Origin of the sequence: Anaerobiospirillum sp. NML120511, assembly GCF_023050955.1 — a bacterium.
Taxonomy (GTDB): Bacteria; Pseudomonadota; Gammaproteobacteria; order Enterobacterales; family Succinivibrionaceae; genus Anaerobiospirillum.
This window is the reverse complement of sequence record NZ_JALKIK010000040.1, coordinates 19,482-41,950: the sequence shown is the minus strand read 5'-3', so window position 1 is coordinate 41,950 and position 22,469 is coordinate 19,482. Positions and strand designations below refer to the sequence as shown.

11 protein-coding genes are annotated in these 22,469 nt (G+C 53.7%); 7 read left to right on the top strand and 4 right to left on the bottom strand.

Annotation, left to right across the window (positions count from 1 at the left end):
* Positions 1-206, top strand: a 206-nt coding sequence (locus tag MXE39_RS10250) for a hypothetical protein (RefSeq protein ID WP_246978547.1), incomplete at its 5' end; no start/stop codon positions are given.
* Positions 207-1,508: 1,302 nt separating this feature from the next.
* Here MXE39_RS10250 and MXE39_RS10245 read toward each other — a convergent pair.
* Both MXE39_RS10245 and MXE39_RS10240 read right to left on the bottom strand, forming a co-directional pair.
* A complete protein-coding gene (locus MXE39_RS10245; protein WP_247074050.1) occupies positions 1,509-3,473 on the bottom strand; it encodes a heavy metal translocating P-type ATPase in 1,965 nt (654 codons plus the stop codon).
* A gap of 226 nt (positions 3,474-3,699) precedes the next feature.
* A complete protein-coding gene (locus tag MXE39_RS10240; protein ID WP_246978549.1) occupies positions 3,700-3,927 on the bottom strand; it encodes a heavy-metal-associated domain-containing protein in 228 nt (75 codons plus the stop codon).
* A gap of 1,013 nt (positions 3,928-4,940) precedes the next feature.
* On the opposite strand from MXE39_RS10240, the gene MXE39_RS10235 reads away from it, so the two are divergent.
* From MXE39_RS10235 to MXE39_RS10225, 3 genes are all read left to right on the top strand, one after another.
* Positions 4,941-5,138 carry a hypothetical protein gene (locus tag MXE39_RS10235; RefSeq protein ID WP_246978550.1) on the top strand — a complete coding sequence of 66 codons (198 nt, stop codon included), beginning with the start codon at positions 4,941-4,943 and terminating at the stop codon, positions 5,136-5,138.
* A gap of 172 nt (positions 5,139-5,310) precedes the next feature.
* Positions 5,311-6,264 carry a 2-hydroxyacid dehydrogenase gene (locus MXE39_RS10230; protein WP_246978551.1) on the top strand — a complete coding sequence of 318 codons (954 nt, stop codon included), beginning with the start codon at positions 5,311-5,313 and terminating at the stop codon, positions 6,262-6,264.
* A 653-nt stretch (positions 6,265-6,917) separates the two neighbouring features.
* Positions 6,918-11,066: a DnaT-like ssDNA-binding domain-containing protein gene (locus tag MXE39_RS10225; protein ID WP_246978552.1), complete on the top strand. Its 4,149-nt coding sequence runs from the start codon at positions 6,918-6,920 to the stop codon at positions 11,064-11,066.
* Positions 11,067-11,256: 190 nt separating this feature from the next.
* On the opposite strand, the gene MXE39_RS10220 is transcribed toward MXE39_RS10225, so the two are convergent.
* Complete coding sequence (locus MXE39_RS10220) at positions 11,257-11,880, bottom strand: formyltransferase family protein (protein ID WP_247074048.1); 624 nt, start codon at positions 11,878-11,880, stop codon at positions 11,257-11,259.
* A 1,331-nt stretch (positions 11,881-13,211) separates the two neighbouring features.
* Between MXE39_RS10220 and folP the strand changes: the two genes are divergently transcribed.
* The gene (gene folP, locus MXE39_RS10215; protein WP_348647479.1) at positions 13,212-14,057 is read left to right on the top strand and encodes a dihydropteroate synthase; all 846 of its coding nucleotides are present in this window, start codon (positions 13,212-13,214) and stop codon (positions 14,055-14,057) included.
* Positions 14,058-14,761: 704 nt separating this feature from the next.
* Here folP and MXE39_RS10210 read toward each other — a convergent pair.
* Entirely contained in the window at positions 14,762-15,244 is a 483-nt protein-coding gene (locus MXE39_RS10210; RefSeq protein WP_246978555.1) for a hypothetical protein, read from the bottom strand.
* A 719-nt stretch (positions 15,245-15,963) separates the two neighbouring features.
* On the opposite strand from MXE39_RS10210, the gene MXE39_RS10205 reads away from it, so the two are divergent.
* Both MXE39_RS10205 and MXE39_RS10200 read left to right on the top strand, forming a co-directional pair.
* The gene (locus MXE39_RS10205) at positions 15,964-17,430 is read left to right on the top strand and encodes a ZIP family metal transporter (protein ID WP_246978557.1); all 1,467 of its coding nucleotides are present in this window, start codon (positions 15,964-15,966) and stop codon (positions 17,428-17,430) included.
* Between the two features lie 821 nt (positions 17,431-18,251).
* Positions 18,252-22,457, top strand: a complete 4,206-nt coding sequence (locus MXE39_RS10200) for a DUF4253 domain-containing protein (protein WP_246978558.1) — start codon at positions 18,252-18,254, stop codon at positions 22,455-22,457.
* Positions 22,458-22,469 lie beyond the last annotated feature (12 nt).

Genomic DNA, 22,469 nt, shown 5'->3' with positions numbered 1-22,469 from the left:
CAAGGAGAAGAATTCTGGAGCAAATGAAGAAGCGTTTTGAGCATATTGTTGAACGATGCAAAAATGGTCTGCGTCTGAACAATTCAGGCTACTGCTACTTCTATACAATTGGACTGTACCTGTTCAGACTTACATCTGAAAAGGCTCCCAGCTCTAAAGCTGTCAAGGAATACAAGGATAAGCTTACCCGTATGCTTGGATTTTGATATCCCCCCTGTATCCGGCTATGTCAGGGGGTGGGTCAAAACTTTTGAAATTTAGTACTAGGGGCCCCTGGCTATGCACGTTAGGATCTGTCGCAAAAGATTATAGCACCAACTAACTCAAATTAGCATATGCTAACTAAATTCCCTGTTATGGTGCAAAATTTCGATAAACCAGCTCAGCTGTTAATTGCTCCTCATAGCGGCGCCCGCCCCACATCATTACGAGCAAAGGCTATAAATATGGCCTTTAACTGCTCAACTCTGCTCTGCCCTGCCCTGCCCTGCCCTGTTATACCTTGCTCACTCATCCAGTCACCTGACACTTGCAGGGAGATTCCTCATGCTCAGTACACTTACTACACTGCCTGCTGCGCTGGCGCATCATTTGTCTCTGACCGACAGCTGAGAGTTACGCATTAAGAGCTAAGCGCTGGTGCGCCCGACGCAGTACCGCCAGAAGCAGCACTGCCCGAAGCATGGTTTTCCATACCTGACAACAGGAGCTGCAATGGACTGCTGTGCTGAAAGTGCAATGCATTTCAATGCATTGCTGAACATGGCAGAGCTGTTCTATGCTAAAGCTATGCTCCTGCTTTATTGAAGCATTGCGCCTCAGCTGCAAGGCCTTTGCTGACGTCCCTGCTCAGGCATGACTGCATGCCGTTTGGGGCATAGCCATGACCATGATCGGCCGGACTTGAATGGACGGCGCTGCTCCTTGATGCCTCTCCTGCTCATGCCTGTCCTGGTATGGCCACCCAGGCATGGCCGCCAGGCATCGCGGACCTGCTGATGGAAAATTATGGGGCTCAGAAAAAAGAAAAGCCAAGAGCTGTAAGTCTCTTGGCCATGCGCGTTAGGATCTGTGGACTCATTATAGCACTGGCTAACTTAAATTAGCATACGCTAACTAATTTTTCTTTTTTGGTGCAAATACCAGTCTAAAGCGCATAAATAAGCCCGGCAGAAAATGAGCTATATTCATTTGCCTGCCGGACTCTTTAATTTTTCTGCTTCAGCTCCTGATAAGGAAGCTGTTAAATCCGTCTTGCCTCAGCATGGCCCTCAGTTCGATCCCTGATGCACTCCGCGCAGGGGCTCATGCTGAGTATGGGTCCAGTGCTGCCTGTGCCCCAGCTCTGACATCGATACGGTATGGAGCCCGGGGCCGCAGCCATGTCCGAGGATCGTACACAGACTCGGTACGGGGCTATGGCCGCAGCCAGGTCCGAGGCTGTAGCTGGGCTGGCTGATCAGAGGCTCGAGCCAGGAGTCAGGCTGCTGCCTGCTGTCAGACTGGGGCTAAGCGGCATGGGTTGAGGTTGAGGTGGTTACCTCCTTGACCTCAAAGTGACGGGTCTTAACCCAGTTAAGTGGACGCATGGCGTTGAGTACGGCAATAATGCACAGGCCTACGTCTCCAAGGATTGCCAGCCAGATGTTGGCAAAGCCCAGAGCGCCGAGCAGCAGGATAATAGCCTTGGCGCCAATTACCAGAGCCATGTTCTGCCTGGCAAGAGCAAAGGTACGACGGGCCAGATCGACAGCTGTAGGAATGCGGGTAAGGTCGTCATTCATTACCACTACATCAGAGGCTTCGACAGCTGAGGCTGAGCCAAACTGTCCCATGGCAATACCGACATCGGCGGCAGCCAGTACCGGGGCGTCATTAATACCGTCACCGACAAAGGCTACAGTACCTTCTTTGCCCTTGATGTCCTTAAAGGTGCTCAGCTTGTTTTCAGGCAGCTGACCGGCATAGAAGTTGTCGATATGGCACTGACCGGCAATACTGCGGGCTACGGCTTCCTTGTCGCCGGTAATCATGTAGGATCTGATACCCATTCTGGTCAGCTCATCAAACATGGCTACGGCGCCTGGTTTGATCTCATCGGCAAGAATGATACGGCCCATGAGTACGCCATCTTCCACCACATAGATTTCAGTACCGGTGACATTTACCGGAGGAACACTCAGACCAAGACGGTCGGTTACCAGCTGCTCCTTGCCTACACTGATTTTGTGGCCGTCTACCATACCCTCAAGACCATAGCCTGCGATTTCATTTACCTCAGTGGCTGTAGCGGCACTGATGGAGTTTTCAAGGCAGTAGTTAACAATGGCTGTACCTACAGGATGGGTGGTCTGCTGCTCCAGAGAGTGCAGCAGGCTTAGCATGCGCATGCGGCGCTGCTCATCCTCACCCTGAGAGTGCTCAGCTCCTGAGGTAACAGTTTTAACCTTGCCCTGCTCATCAAAGAGTTCTACCTGTATGACGGTAAACTTGCCACGGGTAATGGTACCGGTCTTGTCAAAAGCAACAGCCTTGAGCTTTGACAGAGACTCGATGTGTACAGAGCCCTTTACCATGACGCCTGTCTTGGAGATAGCACCCAGACCGCCAAAGAATGACAGCGGTACAGACAGAACCAGGGCACATGGGCAGGATACTACCAGGAATACCAGAGCACGGGTAAACCAGTCGCCAAAATTCTCACCTGGCATTACCAGCGGAACCAGAGTAAGCAGCACGGCACAGCTGACTACAACAGGGGTGTAGTAAACAGAGAAGCGGGTAATCAGAGCCTCAGGACGAGACTTGTTGGCAGCAGCATCCTCAATGAGGTTGATTAAGCGGGTAATGGAGCTGTTCTTACTGTCTCGGGTAACAATAAGCTCAATAACACCGCCCATGTTGATAACACCTGAAGGTATTTCCTGACCACGGGTAAACAGAGCCGGCTCACTTTCACCATTGAGGGCACTCATATCCATGGCGGCACTTTCCTGAACCAGGGTACCGTCAAGGGCAACTGATTCACCGGCCAGCACACGGATACGCGAACCGAGCTTTACCTGACGTGGTTTGACAATGGACTCATTGCCCTCATCGTCAATAACACGAACCTTGTTAGGCTTGAGCTTAACCAGTGAGGCAATTTCGTTGTGTGAGCGTTGTGAGGCATATTCCTCAAAAGCATCACCAATGAGATAGAAAACCATTACTGCCAGAGCTTCAGCATAATCCTGCAGACCAAAGGCGCCAAAAGTGGCAATGGACATCAGGAACTGCTCTGACATGCGGTGACGGATGAAAAGATCGCGGGCAGCTGCAATTAATACAGGATAGGAGACCAGCAGATAAACAACTGTGGACAGTCCAATCTCAAACCACATATTGCCTATGACATCACCAAGCAGCAGAGCTATGGTGATTAAACCGGCTGCCAGCCTGACCTTTAACTGCCATGACATGGTCCTGAGCATGGTTATACCCTCTTAAACAAAGCAAATACGAAAGCAAAGAAACAAAGAAGCTTAACAAAGAAACTTAACACTCTGGCAGCCCCCTGAAGCTGCCGGACATCCCCGGTTCGTCAGAGCCCCGGCCAAATCAGAGCACATGCTTTATAACCCCGGCTTCACAGCCATCTCCGGCTTATGAGCCCGACCAGCATCTGTGCCGTTCTCTGACGCTCCGGGATGTCAGATACTAGTCGCGCAGGTCGATTTCGATACCGTCTTCAAAGTTGTCTGCAACCTTCTGAGCCAGCTCGAGGATCTGCTCCTCATCAGCATCATCAGCAACTTCCATGACCAGAGACTTCATAGGGAAATTGATATCGGCAGAGGAAATGGCATCTTCTTTGGCAAGGAGTTTGGACAGCTCAAGAGCGCAGTGTGGACAGTCCAGACCATTGATATCGCAACGTACTTTCATAGTTAACTCCCGGAAATACAGGTAAATGAGTATTGGGGGCCGCTGTGCAATGACGGGCAAGGCTGTGCGGCATATCTACAATATTTGAACAACCGTTCAAGTATGAGCTCATTATAACCAAATACTTGAACATTTGTTCAAATATTAGAAATAAATTTCCTCTCCAGATAACGAAATCGCAATTTTAAAGGCTTTTACAGGCCCCAAACCGACGCAACCCCAGCAAACCACCAAGCCCCACCCGTTTGCTTAAATCCAGCACAAGCCCGGCAGTTCCAGAGCTTTTGCCTGAACTTGCGCAATAGTAAGGGACCACCCACCATGGCACTGTACATCCATTCCCTGCCGCAATATTTGTGTCAGCTCAATGTAAGCTGCATGCTGCACCAGGCCGCAATCAGCCCAGTCAGCCCCTCTGCGCTGACCTGCCCAGTGCTTCGGACAGCACTGTTAACCTGCCACTGCAAACTAAGAGTCTTGTTATTGTCCAGGCCTGCTTATGCCGCATTTCACTGCTGCCGGTATCTCATGTACTGGCATGCTCACCACTGACGTCCTGCCTTACCCCTGCTCCATGGCCAGCCCCAGCCATTAGGTGCTCAGTTGTGAGCCCCCGGTTCGAAACAACATCACAAACTGTTTCATGGGCTTGCCCTGCCATGAGGTGCTCAGTGGTGAAGCCCTCGGCGCAGAGCAGCATCCGTCCATATTACATGGCCTTGCCCTGCCATGATGTTCTGATTTATGAGGCCCTTGGTGCAGTACAGCATCCATCCCTTTTTCGCGACATTGCCCTGCCATGAGGTACTGAGTTGTGAGGCCCTCGGTGCAGTACAGCATCCATCCCTTTTTCGCGACATTGCCCTGCCATGAGGTACTGAGTTGTGAGGCCCTCGGTGCAGTACAGCATACCTCCCTGCTTCATGGTCTTTGTCTATGCCATGTTGTAGCTGAAGTTCAGCTGCCATGCAGCTGCACCTCATGACTTGATGGATGAATGAATGGATGGATGGATGAGCGAACAGCCTGATGGCTGTTCGGCAAACTGGCCGGTTATGCTGATTGCCAGATGGCAGCATGGCCAGATGGCTGGCCGGGCTGTTCAAGACCTGGCAGGTCCGGGCACGGTTAGTGTTCAATTAAGTGCAGTAATTAGCTTGCAGACCACAATAATTACAGGAGAATGCACGTTTTCCGGCAATGCGATGTGAAGGGGGCTCTGCCAGGATATGATACTTACACTGTACCTGAAGCCTGAGGGCTGTCCGCTGTGCTGATGTGATCAGCTCTGTCATACATCAGACAGGCTGTGCGGGGCTGACAGCAAGGTACCGACTGTATTGCATTAAGAGCTGGCCATAAGGCCAGAAATGAGGAGTGGTTATGGCTTTAACAATTTTAAAGGTGGGCGGATTTGACATGCTGCCAAGGCTGCGCGATGAGCTTGAAAAGCGCGGTGAGTACTTTGTAGACAGCAATCTTGCTCCTGAGGAGCGCAAGGCTGTCCGTGCCCGTACTGATATTGTTGTGGCCTCGGGCAACAGCTGTTGGCAAAAAGAAGACTTTGACGGAGCTCCCAGCCTCAAAGCCATTGTCTGCTTTTCTGTAGGCTACGACCGTATCGACTGGCAGGAGGCTGCCCGCCGTAATGTCTTTGTTACCCATACCCCTGATGTGCTCAATGATGATGTAGCTGACACGGCCATTATGCTCATGCTCAATACCATGCGTGAGTTCAAGGCCACTCAGGAATATGTTGAGGCGGGCAAATGGGGCTCTGCTCCTATGTACCCTCTTACCCACTCTCCGGCTCACCGCAAGGTCGGTATTGCCGGACTGGGCCGCATTGGCAGTGAGATAGCCGATCGCTGCAAGGCTTTCAAGATGGAAATTGGCTACTACGGCCGCAACCGCAAGGATGTCCCTTATCAGTACTTTGACAATCTCAAAGACATGGCTGCCTGGTGCGATGTAATGATTCTGGCCATGCCTGCATCTCCTGACAACAGACATGCAGTTAACAAAGAGGTACTCAGTGCCCTTGGATCTGAGGGCTATCTGATTAACATTGCCCGTGGCTCAATTGTTAATACAGCCGACCTCATTGAGTGCCTTGATAACAAAGTCATTGCCGGTGCCGGCCTTGATGTTTACGAAAACGAGCCTGAGGTACCAAAGGAGCTGATGAACCGTCCAAATGTTGCCCTGCAGCCTCACACTGCCAGCGCCACCTGGGAGACTCGTGATGCCATGGCTGACCTGGTGCTGCGCAATCTCGACGCCATTCTCGAAGGCCGTGCCCCGGTAACCCCAGTGCCAGGCACCCGCACTGTCTGAGACCAGGCCATATGACCGTACGCCGACAGACATGCCGGCATACGCCTGAATGCCCGGCCGGCATACCCCTGACTGCCAGGCCTGCATACACCAGACAGCCATGCCGCCATACGGCTGAATGCCCGGCCAGCATACGCCTGACTGCCATGCCTGCATACACCAGACAGCCATGCCGCCATACGGCTGCCAGCGCAACAGGCAGACATACTGATCCTGCCGCTGACCAGGAGCGTTGTGGCAGCGCCAGCGTCGCTGACAGCGCGTGACTTTACTCAAGCATACAGTGCCTGTCAGCGCGTCAGCCTGGATTGCAGATCCTGTTACAGGTCTGGTATGCCCATGGCTGTCACCAGGGCAGCAGGTCTGTCCTGCTGCCCTCCGCTCCTGCACTGGCAGGCCAGGTCCATCCTGGCGGGCATTGTATAATGCAGCAGCAGTCGCCTTTAGCCTGCAAGGGCTGTCTCATGGCAGAGCCGCTGTGCAGCGAAGTGAGTTGCAGGTGCAAGGCAATGCAGCTGTGCAGACAAGCAGCAGGTGCTGTTGCATGGCGGCGCTGCTGTGCAGGATGTGCCTGCAGCGCGTGCTGCAGGCGGGTGTTACTGACCTCTGGCTGCACATCATGAAATTCCCGGCCTGACTTTGAGGTAGAAGCTATGCTTAACAGAGCTGAATTTATCCAGTTACAAAGTACAGTTCTGAGCCATCTGGCCCGCACCATGTACGTTTTCTACATCAAGCCTCAGGCCCGTCAGGGAAACACTTTTATCGATCCTGTTGCCCTGGCATCCCAGCTGGTCTCAACCAGCACCAGCGCTCCGTGCTCTCCCTCTCTTGAGGATATTGAGGCTGCCTTAAATGAGCTTGAAATGCTCAGCCTCATTGAGCGTGAACAGGAAGACGCCGTATGGCAGAACGCCAGTGTTACCCTGCCTTTCTTCCTTGAGGAAACCAAAATTGTCCCGGGCATGCCTTTTACCATGTTTCTTGCCTGGGAACCGTCAGCCTCACTGCGTGAGGTGGCTCTTAACATGGGCCTTGCTGACTTTTCCTACCAGGAGTCTGAGCTTCGTGACTTCATCAGTTTCTGGATCAATAACAGAATGCGACGCAGTCAGCACGGCTGGGAAACAGCCTTTATCCGTCGCCTGATGAAAAACCGTGCCTCAGATGCCACCCGCACATACGCCGCCTCAGTAACACGCGCTCAGACGGGCTCATCACGCTCACGCATGCAAAAGCGTCTCGATTCTATCAGCACTGATCCCCTGCAGCGTGCTCATTTCCCTGATGCCAACAGCTCGGACCCGCGTGCTGCTGTAATGGCCATGCCGCCGGGATCTGCCATTGCAGGTCAGACTGTTTTACCTCAGGGCACAGGTGTGCAGCCTATTACCAGCTACAATCCCCAGCTGTCTGAACCTGCCCCGGGCAACCAGGCCGCCGCCCTGGCAGCAGTAAGCTCTGCAGCTTCCGGCCATGACGCTTCCGGCCATGGTGCTGCCGTCCCGGCAACAGCCGGGCATGTCGGTGCTGGCAATGCTGCATATAGCCATGCTGGCCAGCTGCCTCCTCAGCCTTTTGGCAAGCCGGGATTTGGTCAGCAAGACGGCTATGGCCAGTCCCCTTATAGCAATAAGACTCAAGGACAGACAGCACCTGCTTATGGCATGTCAGCCCATGGCATGCCGCCCCATGCCGCTGCATCACAGAATATGCAGCCTTATGGCAGGACAGCACAGGTTATGGAAGAGGGCCGCTTCGCCCGGCAAGGACGCCCTGATGCCCCTGGAGCTTATGCCAGTGGCTCCTATCAGGGCCTGCAGACAGCTGTGGGAGCAAACAGGACTGCTGTAAGCTCTGCCTCATATGGTGCAGGTGCAGCCAGTGCTCAAGGCAACACTGACAATATGCGCCATGGCCAGAATCAGTATTCTGACTACCGCCGAAATAACGGATCCTCATGGCAAAAGGCCCCTGTTCACCCTGATTTTATCGAGCATAACAATAACGATTCACAAAACCGTTCATGGCGCGACAGAGAAAAGGATGCTTACGGATCAGAGCCGGTATGGGATGACCGCCAGCTGGGTTATGAATCAGGATATCAGGCCTCGCAGCCCCTGCCTCCACGTCGTGATGCAGCCCAGCGTACCGCCGCACGCGCCGGCATCATGCAGAGCAGTAACAGCCCTGACAGCGAGGCTTACAGCCCAGGTGTATATGCCGTCCCAGGTGTCACTGGCGACCAGTCACCTTACTATGACCAGAGCGGCCAAAGCGGCCAGAACGGCCAGCCAGGTTATGGAACCTCTGGCCCTCAGGGTGCTGCAGGCGGGCCATATCAACATCACATGCCTTATCAGCAAGCTCAGGATCAGGGCCGCTATTACAAGCAGGCCCAGGGTCAGGGCCATGGTCAGACGACTGGCCAGCTCCCCGGAAATGGTCCGGGCCAACTGCCGGGCACCAGACAGGGATATGTCCAGGCCAATGGTCACAACGGACAGCCGTATGAGCAAAACTGCCAGGGCCCACAGTACTCTCCTGACATTCAGGCAATGTACTCCCGTCAGTGCAAAGATGAGCTCTATGGCAATAATTCCCGGTCATACCAGGGAGCATATCAGTCTCAGCGCTATACCAGCCCTCACGGAGACCATGGCATGGCTGCCCAAGGTCAGCAAATGCAGAATGGCGCCCATCCAGGTCAGTACCAGAACGGCAGCATGAGCAATGGCTCTCCTTATGGCCAGCCCCAACCTCAGCCTCAGTATTCTCCTTATGGCAGCTCTCAGGGCCGGAGCCAGGCAGCTGGCATGACAGACACTGCTGTAACTTGCAGCAATACTGCCGGGAACAGCCTGGTATATTCAGCCAGCGCATCAGCCAGTCCAGATGAAACTGGCAGCATGTCTCAGCCATATGCTTTGCAAAATGGACAGTACAGCACAAATGAAAAGGCACCATGGGCTCAAAGTGATGAGAGCAATGCCTTTAACAGTACTGCTCAGTCATCCCGGAGCATGGGCATGCGGGCTCACGGCGGCATGATGACTGATGCCTCAGTCTCAGGCTATGCCGCTGCTGCAGCCGCAGGCGCAGCTGCAGCCGGCCGTGGTGATGATGAGGACAGCGAAGAGAGGAAAAAGGCCGAGCGCGCTGAACAAAAAGAGCGTCGCTGGCTGGAAAAGCGCAATAAGACCAACTACAGTGCCCTTGCTCTGGAGCAGGCACGCAATCAGATTAATGATGCAGCAGCTGCAGCCAGTGCCATTACCTCAGCTGCAGGTGCAGGTGCAGCTGCGGACACCAGCTGTGGCAATGCCGCTGCCTCTGAGTCAGACAAAGGTGACAGTCAACTGACGGACGGCAGTGCGCCCCCTGTTGCCGGTCCTGCCAGTGCCGCCGGTGCAACGGGTGCCTCTTGCGCAGCAGGAGCAGCTGACAGCTCCCAGGGCAGCAGCTGTCCAGGCACAAAAAAGTCCTGGCATCCCGAGGGATCTGCTGACACACAACTGGCCCGTCCCCGCGCTCTGCGCAAGCCTACCCTGCGCTCCATTGCCTCAGGAAAACCTGAGTATGAGCTGATAGCCCCTGGTTACAGTGACCCGCTTAATGCTGGTCCTTTTGACGAAGGCTTTAATGGCGATGACCTTAATGTCAGTGGCACTCAGACCTTCAGCCAGGCTCAGGGCATGGGACAGGGCTTTACTGGCAGCGCCCGCACCGGCAATCTGGAAGGAGCACAGCTCCCGGCAAATCCTTTTGCCAGCTTTGGCATAACTCCATCAGCCACGAACACCATGGCCACTGCAGACACAGCCGCCCCGGCATGGCAGCATACTGCGCCTGCCACCAATGGCGCCCATGGCGCAGGCGCAGCCCCTGCAGCCGATGCCGTCAACATGGCTGGCGGCCTTAGCCCGGCTGCCACATACATCCCTGATGGCAGTGCAGACATGTCCGCCCTTGCTGACGTATCTGCCATGCAGCCAGAGCTTTACAGCCCTGACGCACTTAACAATGGAGAACCAGCTCCGGAAATACTGCCGGGCTTTAATCCTGATGATGCCAGTGGTGGCCTTATCATGGCAGCTCCCCAGACCTTTGAGCAGGTCATGCTCATGCAGGAGCGGCAGCTTGCTGACCAGAACGACCTGAGCGCCGGCGGCTTTGACCAGAGCTTTATGGAAGAGCTCAACCGCGAGTTTAACCAGGTCCCCCAGGCCCGGCTCGCCGCCATGGAGCCTGAACAGCTAAATCAACTGCATGCTGACAGCACCACTCCATCTGCCCCGACCACTGTAACAGCAGCTGACGCCAGTGCCGTCCCTGACAGCATTTCAGCACCAGATGACTTCCCAGCTGCAGTTCCCCCTGACTGTACTGCAGCTGCGGCCGCTGCCACTGCGGCCACTGAAGCCGCCGCCAATGCCGATGCAGGTCATGATGAGGTAGCTGATGGTGCAACTCAGGCCGCTGTTGAGTCTGGTTCTGATGTCCGTGATGAATGTGAGGCTGCGGCTGACAGTGCTGCAGCTGAAGCTGCTGCGGCTGATTGTGCTGCAACTGAAGCTGCGGTTGACGGAGATGTTCCTGATGAGGCTTGCGGTGCAGTTGAAGCTGCGGTTGACGGCTATGTTCCTGCCGAGGCTGGTGCTGCAACTGCGGTCTACGGCGATGTTCCTGATGAGGCTTGCGGTGCAGTTGAAGCTGCGGTTGACGGAGATGCTCGTGCAGATGCTGGTGCTGCAGCTGAGACTGACAGGGAGTCTGGCAGTGGCTGGGACAGCCTGAGCTGAAATAGCCATGATGGCTGGCTTTGAGCCTCGTGAGCTCAAGTGAGTATGGGATGCGGGACCTGATGGGGCCTGGGTGGCCGCAATGGCCATGGCCTCTTTGTCCGGTTACTGGCCGCAGGAAAGCAACAGGGCCTGCACAGCTTTTGCCGTGCAGGCCCTGATTATTTATGAGATGACGATGTGTCTGTCATCAGTCAGCGCGCTCGATACGCAGGATGTATTTGCGGCCGTCTTTGACGAAAAATGCCGGCCAGTTTTCGTTATCGGCTATACGCAGCTGATTGAAGAGCTCGCTCAGGCTTTTGTTCACATCAAGCTCGCTGTCTGCAGCGGTGCGCTTGCGGTAAAAGCTTTCCTCGCCTGTCTGATCATGGGGAGTGAGCTCACTGCAGCGCTGCTTAAATTCAAGACACATGTCTACACAGGCCTGAGCCTGAATGTCTCTGATTTCATCGTAGAGCTCATGGCCGCTGAACTTTACTGTCTTTTTGAGATACCACGGACCATTATCTGCTTTGGCATCAGCCTCAAAAAGAGTGAAAACTATATCGTTGCGGCCCTCAAGTATCTGCCATGCAACCGGTGCCCAGCCCTTGCCCTGAGGCAGGTCTGAGGCATGCACCACTATGTTGTGACGGTGACGTGAGAGGTACTCCTGAGCAATCAGACGATGATAGGAGAGGATAAAAACGACGTCTGTATCCCCGGGAATATCTTCATGTCTGAAGTAAAGCGGCATATCTGCCGTGCTGGAAAGTGTCTGCGCATATGGGACAAACCACTGATCAGGGGAAGTAAGTACCGAAAATTTCATAAAAGCTTTAATATGCCGCAGGCTCAGGCATAGTCCTTGATAAACAGGTATGTTGGCGTTATGGGAGGCAGGAGCTCCCCTGATGTGTCAGACTGTGACAGCTCAAAAATGCAGCATGTATATCTTTCCGGTAACCCTGCCAGGTGTGTCTGGCAATTACCGCCTGCATTGCACAGGACTGAGCTTTGAAATTTGTCTGCAGCGGCCGGAAGCGCAGCGGCTAAAAGCACAGCGGCTGTAGGCGCAGCAGCTGTAAGCATGTAAACAATGCCCGGGCACTTCCCGGAGAGTGTAGCTGTCTTATAACCAGTGTCCAGATTATAGCGTGGTCATATTTTTCGTTCAGAATATTTTTTTGCATCAGTACAAGGCAGTGGGGCTTACCCCTTAAGGCCTGTTTAAGTCCCGAACTCCAATCCAGTCCAGTCCAAGAGGACATTCTGAACAGGCTGTATGGCACTTTATCATACATATTACGTATGAACTTGTATAGACACTTCAAGAACTGTCTGCAGTTTACTTTGCCCCAAAATATGTCCTGGTTAGGACCATGCTTGTCAAACGAACTCTACGCGTCATGGACCTGCCCCAGCCAGGCACTGAATAGCCCGACATAATAGCACCGGCTCCTGCCCTGCTCCCGGAACTCTCCATGCTCCCGGTATCTCCTCTGGTTCCGTCCCCAGCCAAAGGCCTGTAATTTCCACTGCCACTTACACTTACACTGCTCAGCAAGAACACTGCCCCTGCAAGGAGAATGCACCTGGCTGTCCTGCTGCCCCATGCTGGCCCTGCTGACCATGTCAGCCAGCCTCATCAGGTCAGTCTGGGTCCATGGCCCATTAAGCTCTGGCAGCCGTTGCAACTGCAGTGGTGGCTGCAGCTGCCCTGCAGAGCGCCCGCCACTGCTGTCATGAGCCATGGCCGGGCTCTGGCTGGACGAATGGTCCCCTGGGCCAGGGATAAGGCTGCTACTGTGGCTGATGGGGCTGACTGAAATGCTGGGGCTGCTGGTGCCGCTGGGAATGCCGGGGCTTCAGGTGCTGCTGGAGCTGCTGTCAGGCCCTGGGCGGCAATATGGCTGCGTATTACCTTGATTGGAGCTCTTTTTCGGGGCTTTTGGGCTGACATGGGCCTATGCTAATCCAGTTCTCAAAATAGCCAGGTACTGTAACTGATGTTTTTCTGTTTTCAGCTGCAGAGTAACAGTTCTACGCAACGTGATAATTGTTCTATCATTGCGCAATATCACATCATGGGATCAGCATGCTTACCACGGCAGGTGCTTTAGTATTATGATCAGCCCCTGAATTAATTTTGGAGGAAAGCCAGTGAATGAGCTAATCTTTAACGCCCGTGGCCGCAGTCTTGACCTGTCAACCCCTAAGATCATGGGTATTCTCAATGTAACCCCTGACTCTTTTTCTGATGGTGGCAAATTTCTTGGACGGGATCAGGCCGTAGCCCAGGCTGCCCTCATGGCTGAAGCCGGAGCCTCCATTATTGATGTAGGAGGCGAATCTACCCGACCTGGCGCCGATCTGGTACCGGTAGAGGAAGAGTTAAGCCGCGTAGTTCCTGTGGTTGAAGAAATTGCCCGTGAGATTGATGTCATGATCTCCGTTGACACCTCAGCTCCTGAGGTTATGGAAGAGTGCGTCAAGGCCGGTGCTCACCTGTGGAACGACATCCGTGCTCTGCAGCGTCCGGGGGCTGTAGAGACTGCCGCCCGTCTTGAGGTTGGCATCTGCCTTATGCACATGCAGGGCGATCCCAAGACCATGCAGATTAACCCTGTCTACCAGGACGTAGTCAAAGAGGTTACCCAGTTCCTGCGTGAGCGCGCTGATGTCTGCTCAAAGGCCGGCATTCCCGCTGATCGCATTATCCTTGATCCTGGCTTTGGCTTTGGCAAAAACCTCGACGAAAACTACATCCTGCTCAACAATCTGAGCAAGATTACCGAGGGCACTGATTACTTCCTGCTCTCAGCCCTTTCCCGTAAGGGCATGATTGGCAAGGTCACCGGGCAGAGCATTGCCGCTGACCGCATCACAGGCTCTGTGGCAGCTGCTTTCTACTCCTTCATGCAGGGCGCAAACATGGTCCGTGTCCACGACGTTGAAGAAACAGCTCAGGCCCTGGCCGTCTACAACGCCATCATGCAGTACCGCTAATCACCAGCCCTGTAGCACAAGCAAGACGGCATAAGCCATCAGGCCCAATCCAAAGGCACAGGGCTATCATGTCCTGACCTTTCAGGCCCGGCAGCTGCCTCAGGCACAGCCTGACCGGATTAATGCCTGACAGAGACACTGCCAGAGCGCCAGCAGCCAGCACCGTATAACCGGCCTACTGGCCCGGATGCTGACAGTCTGCGTTCATGGTAAAGCCCAACTCAAGGTAAATCTGCAGGCTCAAGCTCCCACGTGGCTCATGGCATATATGGCCGTAAAGCAAAAAGCACCCTCTGGGGTGCTTTTTGCTTTTGTGCCGGGCCGAAAATATACTGCCGGACGAACACAGCTGGACAAAAAGTCGGCATCTCAATGAGCTACGTATGCTGCCCGCCTCAACCTCAGCAGAGCATGAGGCCATCTTTTCGGCCAGGCTTACTTGCCTGCTGACTTACTTTTACAAAACGAATCAGGCATACAGCATGAGCAGCAGCCCGGAGTGAGCGGATTTGTCAGGGCCCTGCATGCAGATTACGTCGCAGGGGCCGGTGCTGGCACTGGGACTGCAGACGGGGCAGTCACCGGGACCTGGGCTGGGGCTGACGGTTATACATGCAGGCATACATGCCGACAGACAGAAAACTGTGTCTGCGGGGATGGCGCTGACATGCATGATGTCACTTGCTTATGCCGGAGTCAGAGTCTTAGAAGACAGGTATCATGGTCCTGATCTCAGCCCAGCTGTCCATGGCCATGGCAATGACGTAGGCAGCCAGCAGGCAGCTGAGATCAATCCATAATCTGATTTGCCTCTGGCGCTCTGTTGAGCAGTATAAAGCTGTGCCTGACTCAATGAAAAAGCGTAAAGTACGGCTGGCCACAATTACAGCTGCGGCATTTAAGAAGGTCATCAGGCCATCGCTGTGGGTATAAGTAAAGCTCTCAGCGGCTACTGTTCCGGCCAGGACTGCTGAAGCCTTATACAGGGGGCTCGGCAGCGCACACACAAAGAGCAGAACCAGACCGGCTCTGTCCGTCAGCCACCATCTGTTATCTGCAAACACCTGCTCAAGGCCCAGCCATTTGATAAAGCTGGCCAGATAAGGGTCATAAGCAAGGTATCCGCCATAATATCCGGCGCCCGCGCACAAAAAGATTGATACGATAAGATAAATCAAAGCCAGCATTTGCCTCTCCCATGGTCCCCGACTGGACTTAAGATCATTCCTCAAATGCCAGGATCAGGTCAATCATAAAATCACGGCTGCATCATGACCGCTACCTGCCTGCGCCCTCAATGTGCTGTGCCGGCACCGGCCGCGCAGCTGCACATTTACCGCTCTGCCCCTGGCCTGACATTGCTGTATGACCGCCCAAAATCGCCTGGCGCCTGGCGCCAGACACAGTATGCCCGCACCGACCTGCTATTGCCTGAGGCATGGATGAGCCTGCCATGAGCTTTCCCTGAGATAGTCAGGCACCTGCCCTGATATTGCCTTAGGGAGAACCGAACTTGCACTGATGCGGACTGACATATTGCACGCCTTGCATCTGCCAGACACAGTACAGACCAGGCGCCTGCCAGGCACATGAGCGTGCCCATGGTCCCGTGCAGCTTGCTGCAACTTTTTTATGGTAAACCTGATGTTAGCAAAGCCCGTAAACAGGTGCGAACTGAGATCATGTATATCTTTTTTCTCACAGCTATGGGCATGATGGCTCATTTGATATATATTTGTCTGTCTCTTTTGGTTAGCTATACCTTACCATCTGTGGGGCTGGGCCTGAGCCTGAAAGTGAGAATCTGACATTTGCTGTTGTCAGAGCCATGGCTTTTGCCTGCCATTAACTCAGTGCTGTCAGGCCCTGCCTGATAACTGTGTACCCATTTAACCAGGATAACATCATGCTGAGCAGTATTGTTCTTGCAACAATGGTCCCTGCCCTGTGCGGAGCCATTGTTATTTCAATTATTCCTCCCTTTATCCTCAGCCGAATGGGCAAGGCTCTGAGCCTTATTGCAACTGGTCTGCTTCTGACCATGGCTCTGACTCACCTGCTGCCTGAGGCCATTGAGCTTGGTGAGGACATCCACAGTATCGGTCTTACCATATGGTTTACCATCATGGTGCTCATTGCTGTTGAGATGTTTTTCAACAGCGGCCATCATGCCGAAACCTGTCCCGTCTGCACTACCACCCACCACTCATCATCCTGTCCGGTATGCACATCCACCAATGGCAAAAAACCAGCAGACTCTGCCAGCACAGCCCAGTCTGGATCTCCGGCAGCTGACGCTGCGTCAGCTGCAGCTGCAGCTGAACATGATGGCGCTGCAGGCGCTATGGTGCTTAATATCAGGCGTCCGGTCAGCGCTGCAGACCAGGGACAGTCACTGAGCTCCCGATCAGCAGCCTTTGATGACTGCCACCGCAGCTCCTGCACCGACCCGGAGTGCGGCTGCCACGGTCACAGCCATGACCATGGTGACGGCCATGAGCACTGCTTACATGACCATGGACATGAGCACAGTCATGGGCATGATCACGACGATGCCGGGTACAGCACTGATAACCGCTCTACCCTTCATCACCTTGGTCACAGCCATCTGTTCAGTCTGCGTACCAGCGATATTCAAAATGCCAGAGAAAGAGCCCGCCGCAACAGTGAAATGGGCCGTGGTTCGATAAAGACAGGTCTGCGCAATGGTGGTGCCCCGGTACTGGCAGGATCACTCTTTCACTCACTGTGTGACGGTATCATCATAGCCTCTTCCTTCATGGTCGATTTCCATGTCGGCCTTGCCATTACCGCTGCCATCATCGCTCATGAAATGCCGCAGCAGGTCAGCAATTATGTGCTGATGCTCAACTTTGGCATGAGCCGTCTGCAGGGATATATTGTCAACCTGACCTCCATGCTGGGCTCGCTTACTGGCAGTATCATTTTCTACCTCATCCTGGACAGTGCGCAGAATATCCTGCCTTTTGCTCTGGCCGTTGCCGGAGGCAGCTTTATCTACGTAGCCCTTTCGGACATTCTGCCGCGCCTTAACAAGACAGAAAACAAAAAGGGTATGCTCATAAGCTTTGCCTGTCTGCTGCTGGGTGCTTTCATAGCCATGATGTTAAGCCATCAGGGCCATGACCATGGCCCTGATGGTTCAGGTGCTCATGGAGCTCACTATCATGATCATGGCCACAGTCATGGTCTTGAGGATACCCACGATCATGTCCATTATCACGGCACTGAGCCAGGGCACGACCATGATATCTACCATGAGCATACTCATGAGCCCCCTCACGATCATGGTCCAGATCATATGCATGGCCCAGAGCATGAGCACGTTCACGATGAACATATTCATGAGTAACATGATTGCAATGAAGACGTTCATTCTGAGCATGCCCACGAATATCATGTTCATAATGGGCATTATGTCATTGGCCGAATTAAAAGATTAAAAGGCTGCAGGCCTGCCTCTGTCACAGGGGCAGGCCTGTTTTGTCTGAGCTCAGCTCATCAGTCTTAGTCCAGTTAAAGCGCCATACTGCTCCCTCCTGCGCCGCAGCAGCAAGCTCCCGCCGTAGCAGAGCAAGCCGCATCAGTCAGCGCCATGCTGCGCTCTCCCGCGCCGCAGCAGTCAGAGCATGACTGTTACTGCCCATGCTTAAGCAATATGGGACTGTCTGGAGCGTGCCGGGATCAAAAAACATGTCAGTTAATGAATGTTCAGCTTGACAGCAGGCGACACTAACTGGAAAAATCTGATGCATATGCCCATCAGCAGTCAAAGTCCAGACCAAAGCCGCTGCATAAGCAGCCGCATCAGGATCTGCAGCTCAAGCCGCCAGGGCCTCTCTGCCAGCCCAGTCCATTATCTGTAGGCACTCTCATAAATGTGTGAGCTCAGGGCTCCAGCAACGGCATCAGGTCCTAGTGAGCCAGCTTCTATATCAGGCAATTAGCAGAAGGCAGTTAGCTGGCAAGAACAGTGCGGCGGCCTTACGTAATTTTGCGCGCTGGAGCTGGAGGGGCCAGGCTCATTGTGTGCGGCGTCCTTAGAACTGAACTGATCACTGTGCGTGAGCTTTTAGCTGACTGGTGGGCGGGCAGTGAAATACAGACTACGAGGAGAGCGTGTCCTGTCAGATGCAGCAGATGCTGCGGCTGTTTCAGGATGCCAGTGATGTTATGACAGCCAGTAATACCGGGCTATCCCGCCCTGCAGGAAAATATCCGTCCTGGGACGATGAGGGCGGTGCCGGAGCTTTCTTTGACAGAATTGAAGAGCTTAACAGTCAGGGACAGTTTGTCCTGTGCTGTGAGGCCATTGATCATCTGCCAGTACGGGCTCGCGATTATCGTACGGCCTTTGTGTACGCCCGTGCAGTACAGAATCTGGCTGTATGCGGCTATGAGCCCTCACCTGATTTTGCCTCTGAGACCAGGGACAATGGCTTGCCTGATCTGTCAGACAGTGCTGCCCTTGCCTCACTTGCTGATCCTGCTGCCCTGATGACTGCGGTATCAGAAGCCACAGCCTTCCGCCAAAAGCGCGCAGCTGCCACAGCCGCCATGGCTATAGAGCAATATGATTCTGCCTGTGCTCAGCCTGCCACGCGCTCCTCCCGTAAAAGCACCGCTGCCAGAAACAAATCCCTCTCCTCAGGACGCACTGTCAGCAAAGGCATGCCCCGCGCACTGGTCAAAATATTAAGAAGGGCTGATACAGCACGCTTTACCCCTTTCCTGCCTGACACTCCCGGCTGCAGCGTTACCGTACAGGGACCACCTGATGCCGGTACTTTGCTGATGATTACTTCCCTTACTGTGCTTGATGAAGTCAGTAACGACGGCATTCATGATCCCCGCTTTCATTTGCGCAAGGCATGGGCCTGGCTCTTTCTTAACGAGCCTGTAAGGGCCAGAGCCTGTGCTGCGGCCTGCAAATCAATCAGCAATGATGCAGCAGCTGCACTGATACTGGGATGGGCTGACACCTTCAAAGATGAAGACGACCTTGAAGAAAAGCTCAGTTCAGCAAGAAAGAGAGCACGTCTGTTCTGGCCTGCAGGCCGTGACCGTCCCTATGGTCTGCCAGCTGACAAGAGCGATGAAGATGTCTACCACGCCCAGGGCGATGAGCTCGTGCCACCAGATGGCCGCGATTTAATTGAGCTGTGCTACCGGCGCCATGATCCCTGCACTCAAAGTGAGTTTTATCACCATCACTTTCACGCTACTCTCATATCAGGCGACTCTGAGCTCAACTTCAGGGCCTTTTTACTGTGGCTCAATTCCCTGTGGGACATACAGATTGAGGCTGAGGACATTTTCACCACTGAGTCCACTCATCTCAATGCCCGCAGCGAAATAGTCTATGGCATACGCTATAACAATATGACGGCTCTGCTGTCATTTCTGGGCGGTCAGGTTGATGTGCATGACCTGATTCGTCATGGCCTTGGAGCAAGCCAGGTTGCCCATTTCAGCTATCGTGACAGCTTACTTGCCCATGAGGCCGGCCTTGAAACCTGGGAAAAAGCCGGCATAAATCCCCATGGCTCCTTTGGCGCCATAGACGCCCTGGCAAAGAACACCACCACAGCCGCTGGCCTCAGATCAGGTGCCAGGAGCGAACGCCCGCTTAAGCCATGGAAAGAAAGAGCCCGCAGACTGCTCAAAAGACGACTTCCTCATAAAGAGGGCGATCCTCCTGAGCTTACAGCCATGCAGGCAGCTGATGACATGTATCTGCACCGGGGCCGCATTGAGGTCAGCCTGCACAGCTGTGGACAGCATCCTCTGGCTGCTGGAGTGTTCTTTACTCAGATAATGCGTACCTTATGCATCAGCAGCACAGTAAGAGGCATGGTCATAAACGGAGGCCTCTTCCGAACTGATGTTTTCTGCATGGAAGCCGAGCGCATCTTTAATCAAATCCTGCCCGTCGATGCCTTTATTTTCTTTGGCATTAATGACGACGGCCCGGTCCCGTCTGTCTATACCCGGGGGCTGCGCAGCCTGGGAATGAATGAGATAGAAGTAAGCTATCCAGGCGAGGATCCTGAGGTACTGCTGTCCTTTTTACGTGATGCCGTGAATATTATCCTTACCCGCGACATCACACTTCAGGACGGTCAGGATGCCGATCTAAGAGGTCTGCTGCACCATAAAATCGAGCTGAGCGCCGGCATCAACATTCCAGACTACACCTTCAAAATCAACTACGATCTCAGCTACGGCGCCTCCACCACATCAGCATCCACAGCCCGCACCTCCAAATCTGCAGATAAACCAGACAAATCTGCTGACAAATCTGCAAATAAATCAGCTAAAGCTGATAAAGCTGGTAAAGCCGCAGACAAAGCAGCCAGCAAAAGTGCCAGCGGCAGCGCCAGAGCCAGTCGTGCAGCCAGCAAGACCACAGCCGGGCCAGACAGTCAGCCCCTGTCTCCTGTTTCAAAATCAGCCCCACCAGCCTCAGCTTCAGCACAATCTGCCCCGACTTCACCAGCCACGGATGTAACTGCCGCTCAAGCAGCTCCAGCTTCTCAAGCCACGGCTGCAACTGCCGCTCAAGCTGCCACCGCATCAGCTTCAAACACATCCTCCCTGTCAGGCCGTGCTCAAACTCAAACTGAGCAAAAGTCAGCCGCCACAACAGAGCAGCAAACAGCCAACACAAAAGAGCAGACACTTTCCAGAGGAGAAAGTATTAACAGCAATGCAAGGCCAGTCACTGCTGCTCAAAGCACTGTTACATCTGAAAATACACTTTATAAAAAGGAAAGTACAAACGGCACCGAAACCATTACTGATACTGCAGCTGACTGTGGTCATGGCAGAAGTGCCAGTGATGAAATCAGCCATAAAGATGGAAGAGAGCAACAGTCAGCCTGTGCAGCGTCATCGCTACCTGCCGCCGCTCATGCGCCGGCTGAAGCTGCATCGCTTTCAGCTGCCAGTTATGGTTTTACACCTGGTGATCTTTCTGGCAAGGACCTGGGCATCACTGTGCCATCAGGTACACGGCCATGGCCTCGTCATGCTGCCGTGCTGGTTGATGACAGCCATGTGTACTCACGAATGCTCAAGGGCACACAACGTGGTCAGGACCGTCTGAGCACCATAACCCATATGGCTCTTTTTCTGCGCTGGGCCATACGCCGTCATCTGATCAGCTCTGCCCTGGAGCAGAAATATCCCCATGTTATTGAGCAGGTGAATTTTGGCAATGAGAAATTCGATCTGCGCCAGTTTATTTATGATGAATTTGCCGGACGCATCAGTGATGATATTTTCAATGATGCAGGCCGGTCCTTTGTGCAGGCCTACTGGCAAAAGGAAACACTGCCTAACTATTTTGAAGATTTGCGCATTATTGCCCAGGACAGTCCAGCTCTGGAACAGCTTGACTCTCCTGCTGAATATGAGCTGTCTTTTACTGCCCTGCCTTTTAATGACAGCACCTGGGACTGTGTACGAGCTGTGCTTAACAGTCGTCTTAGCTCCCATCACAATCAGTATGTGCAGCCAGTAAGTCAGGAGTGCGAGGCTACGGCCTGGCAGCTGATGCGTTTTCTGGACTGCCCATGCACTTTATTCCCGGCCATGGCTGATGACAGTCCGCTTATTGCTTCATGGCAAGCCGCTAAAACAGAGGGCGAAAAAGCCGGTTTTGTACCGGTAATGATTCCAGCTGAGCCACTGATGCTGCAGATGCTTATCAACCGCTCGGGCTGCCGTGCTCCTCTGTCACGTCAGGACACCATGGGTCCATTTGATCTGACCAGACTGCAGGCAGTAAGACAGAACATGGTAAGCTCGCCCCTGCCTGATGGAGCCGCCCTGCTTGAGGCACAAATAGAAAAGTCGCGCAAACGCATTGAGGAGCACGGGTGGAGCTGGGAGGATCATGTAACCGGACGGGCCATGCGCAAAGTTACAGTAACGCGCTTTCAGTGTATCTGGGACTTTCAGACCAGTCTTACCCGCCCCATGATTCTGGCCCGCATTCCTGCTGCACAACCATGGCAGGTCTTTGCCTGGCTGCCTTGGGAATTACGTCGTTACGATATTGGCGTAACTGAGTTTATGGCTGTAGCCCGTTACTTTTATGAACAGTACGGAGCCGTACTTTCCGTAATGTCCAGTCAGGAGCTTGAGTTTTCTCTGCCAGCTGCGCTTAAGAAGAAAGACAGAAGCCTTAAAGCTGCCTATGAGTACTTTGCTCTTTGCCCTAATATTATCGAGCTCAACTCAGGCAATTTCCGTCCTGACCTTTATGACAAAATAGGCAATGTAGCCACACTGGCCAGCACCTTAAGCCGCTCGCGCATCTGGTACTTCAACTGGGAGCTGATGTGGCGCCGCTCCTTTGCCCGCAACACCTGACCAGGGATGCAC

What these genes read in the sequence shown, in the direction of transcription:
- MXE39_RS10230 (WP_246978551.1), top strand. Translation starts at nt 5,311, where the DNA reads ATGGCTTTAACAATTTTAAAGGTGGGCGGATTTGACATGCTGCCAAGG.
- MXE39_RS10205 (WP_246978557.1), top strand. Translation starts at nt 15,964, where the DNA reads ATGCTGAGCAGTATTGTTCTTGCAACAATGGTCCCTGCCCTGTGCGGA.
- MXE39_RS10225 (WP_246978552.1), top strand. Translation starts at nt 6,918, where the DNA reads ATGCTTAACAGAGCTGAATTTATCCAGTTACAAAGTACAGTTCTGAGC.
- MXE39_RS10235 (WP_246978550.1), top strand. Translation starts at nt 4,941, where the DNA reads ATGAGCGAACAGCCTGATGGCTGTTCGGCAAACTGGCCGGTTATGCTG.
- MXE39_RS10245 (WP_247074050.1), bottom strand. Translation starts at nt 3,473, where the DNA reads ATGCTCAGGACCATGTCATGGCAGTTAAAGGTCAGGCTGGCAGCCGGT.
- MXE39_RS10200 (WP_246978558.1), top strand. Translation starts at nt 18,252, where the DNA reads ATGACAGCCAGTAATACCGGGCTATCCCGCCCTGCAGGAAAATATCCG.
- MXE39_RS10210 (WP_246978555.1), bottom strand. Translation starts at nt 15,244, where the DNA reads ATGCTGGCTTTGATTTATCTTATCGTATCAATCTTTTTGTGCGCGGGC.
- MXE39_RS10240 (WP_246978549.1), bottom strand. Translation starts at nt 3,927, where the DNA reads ATGAAAGTACGTTGCGATATCAATGGTCTGGACTGTCCACACTGCGCT.
- MXE39_RS10220 (WP_247074048.1), bottom strand. Translation starts at nt 11,880, where the DNA reads ATGAAATTTTCGGTACTTACTTCCCCTGATCAGTGGTTTGTCCCATAT.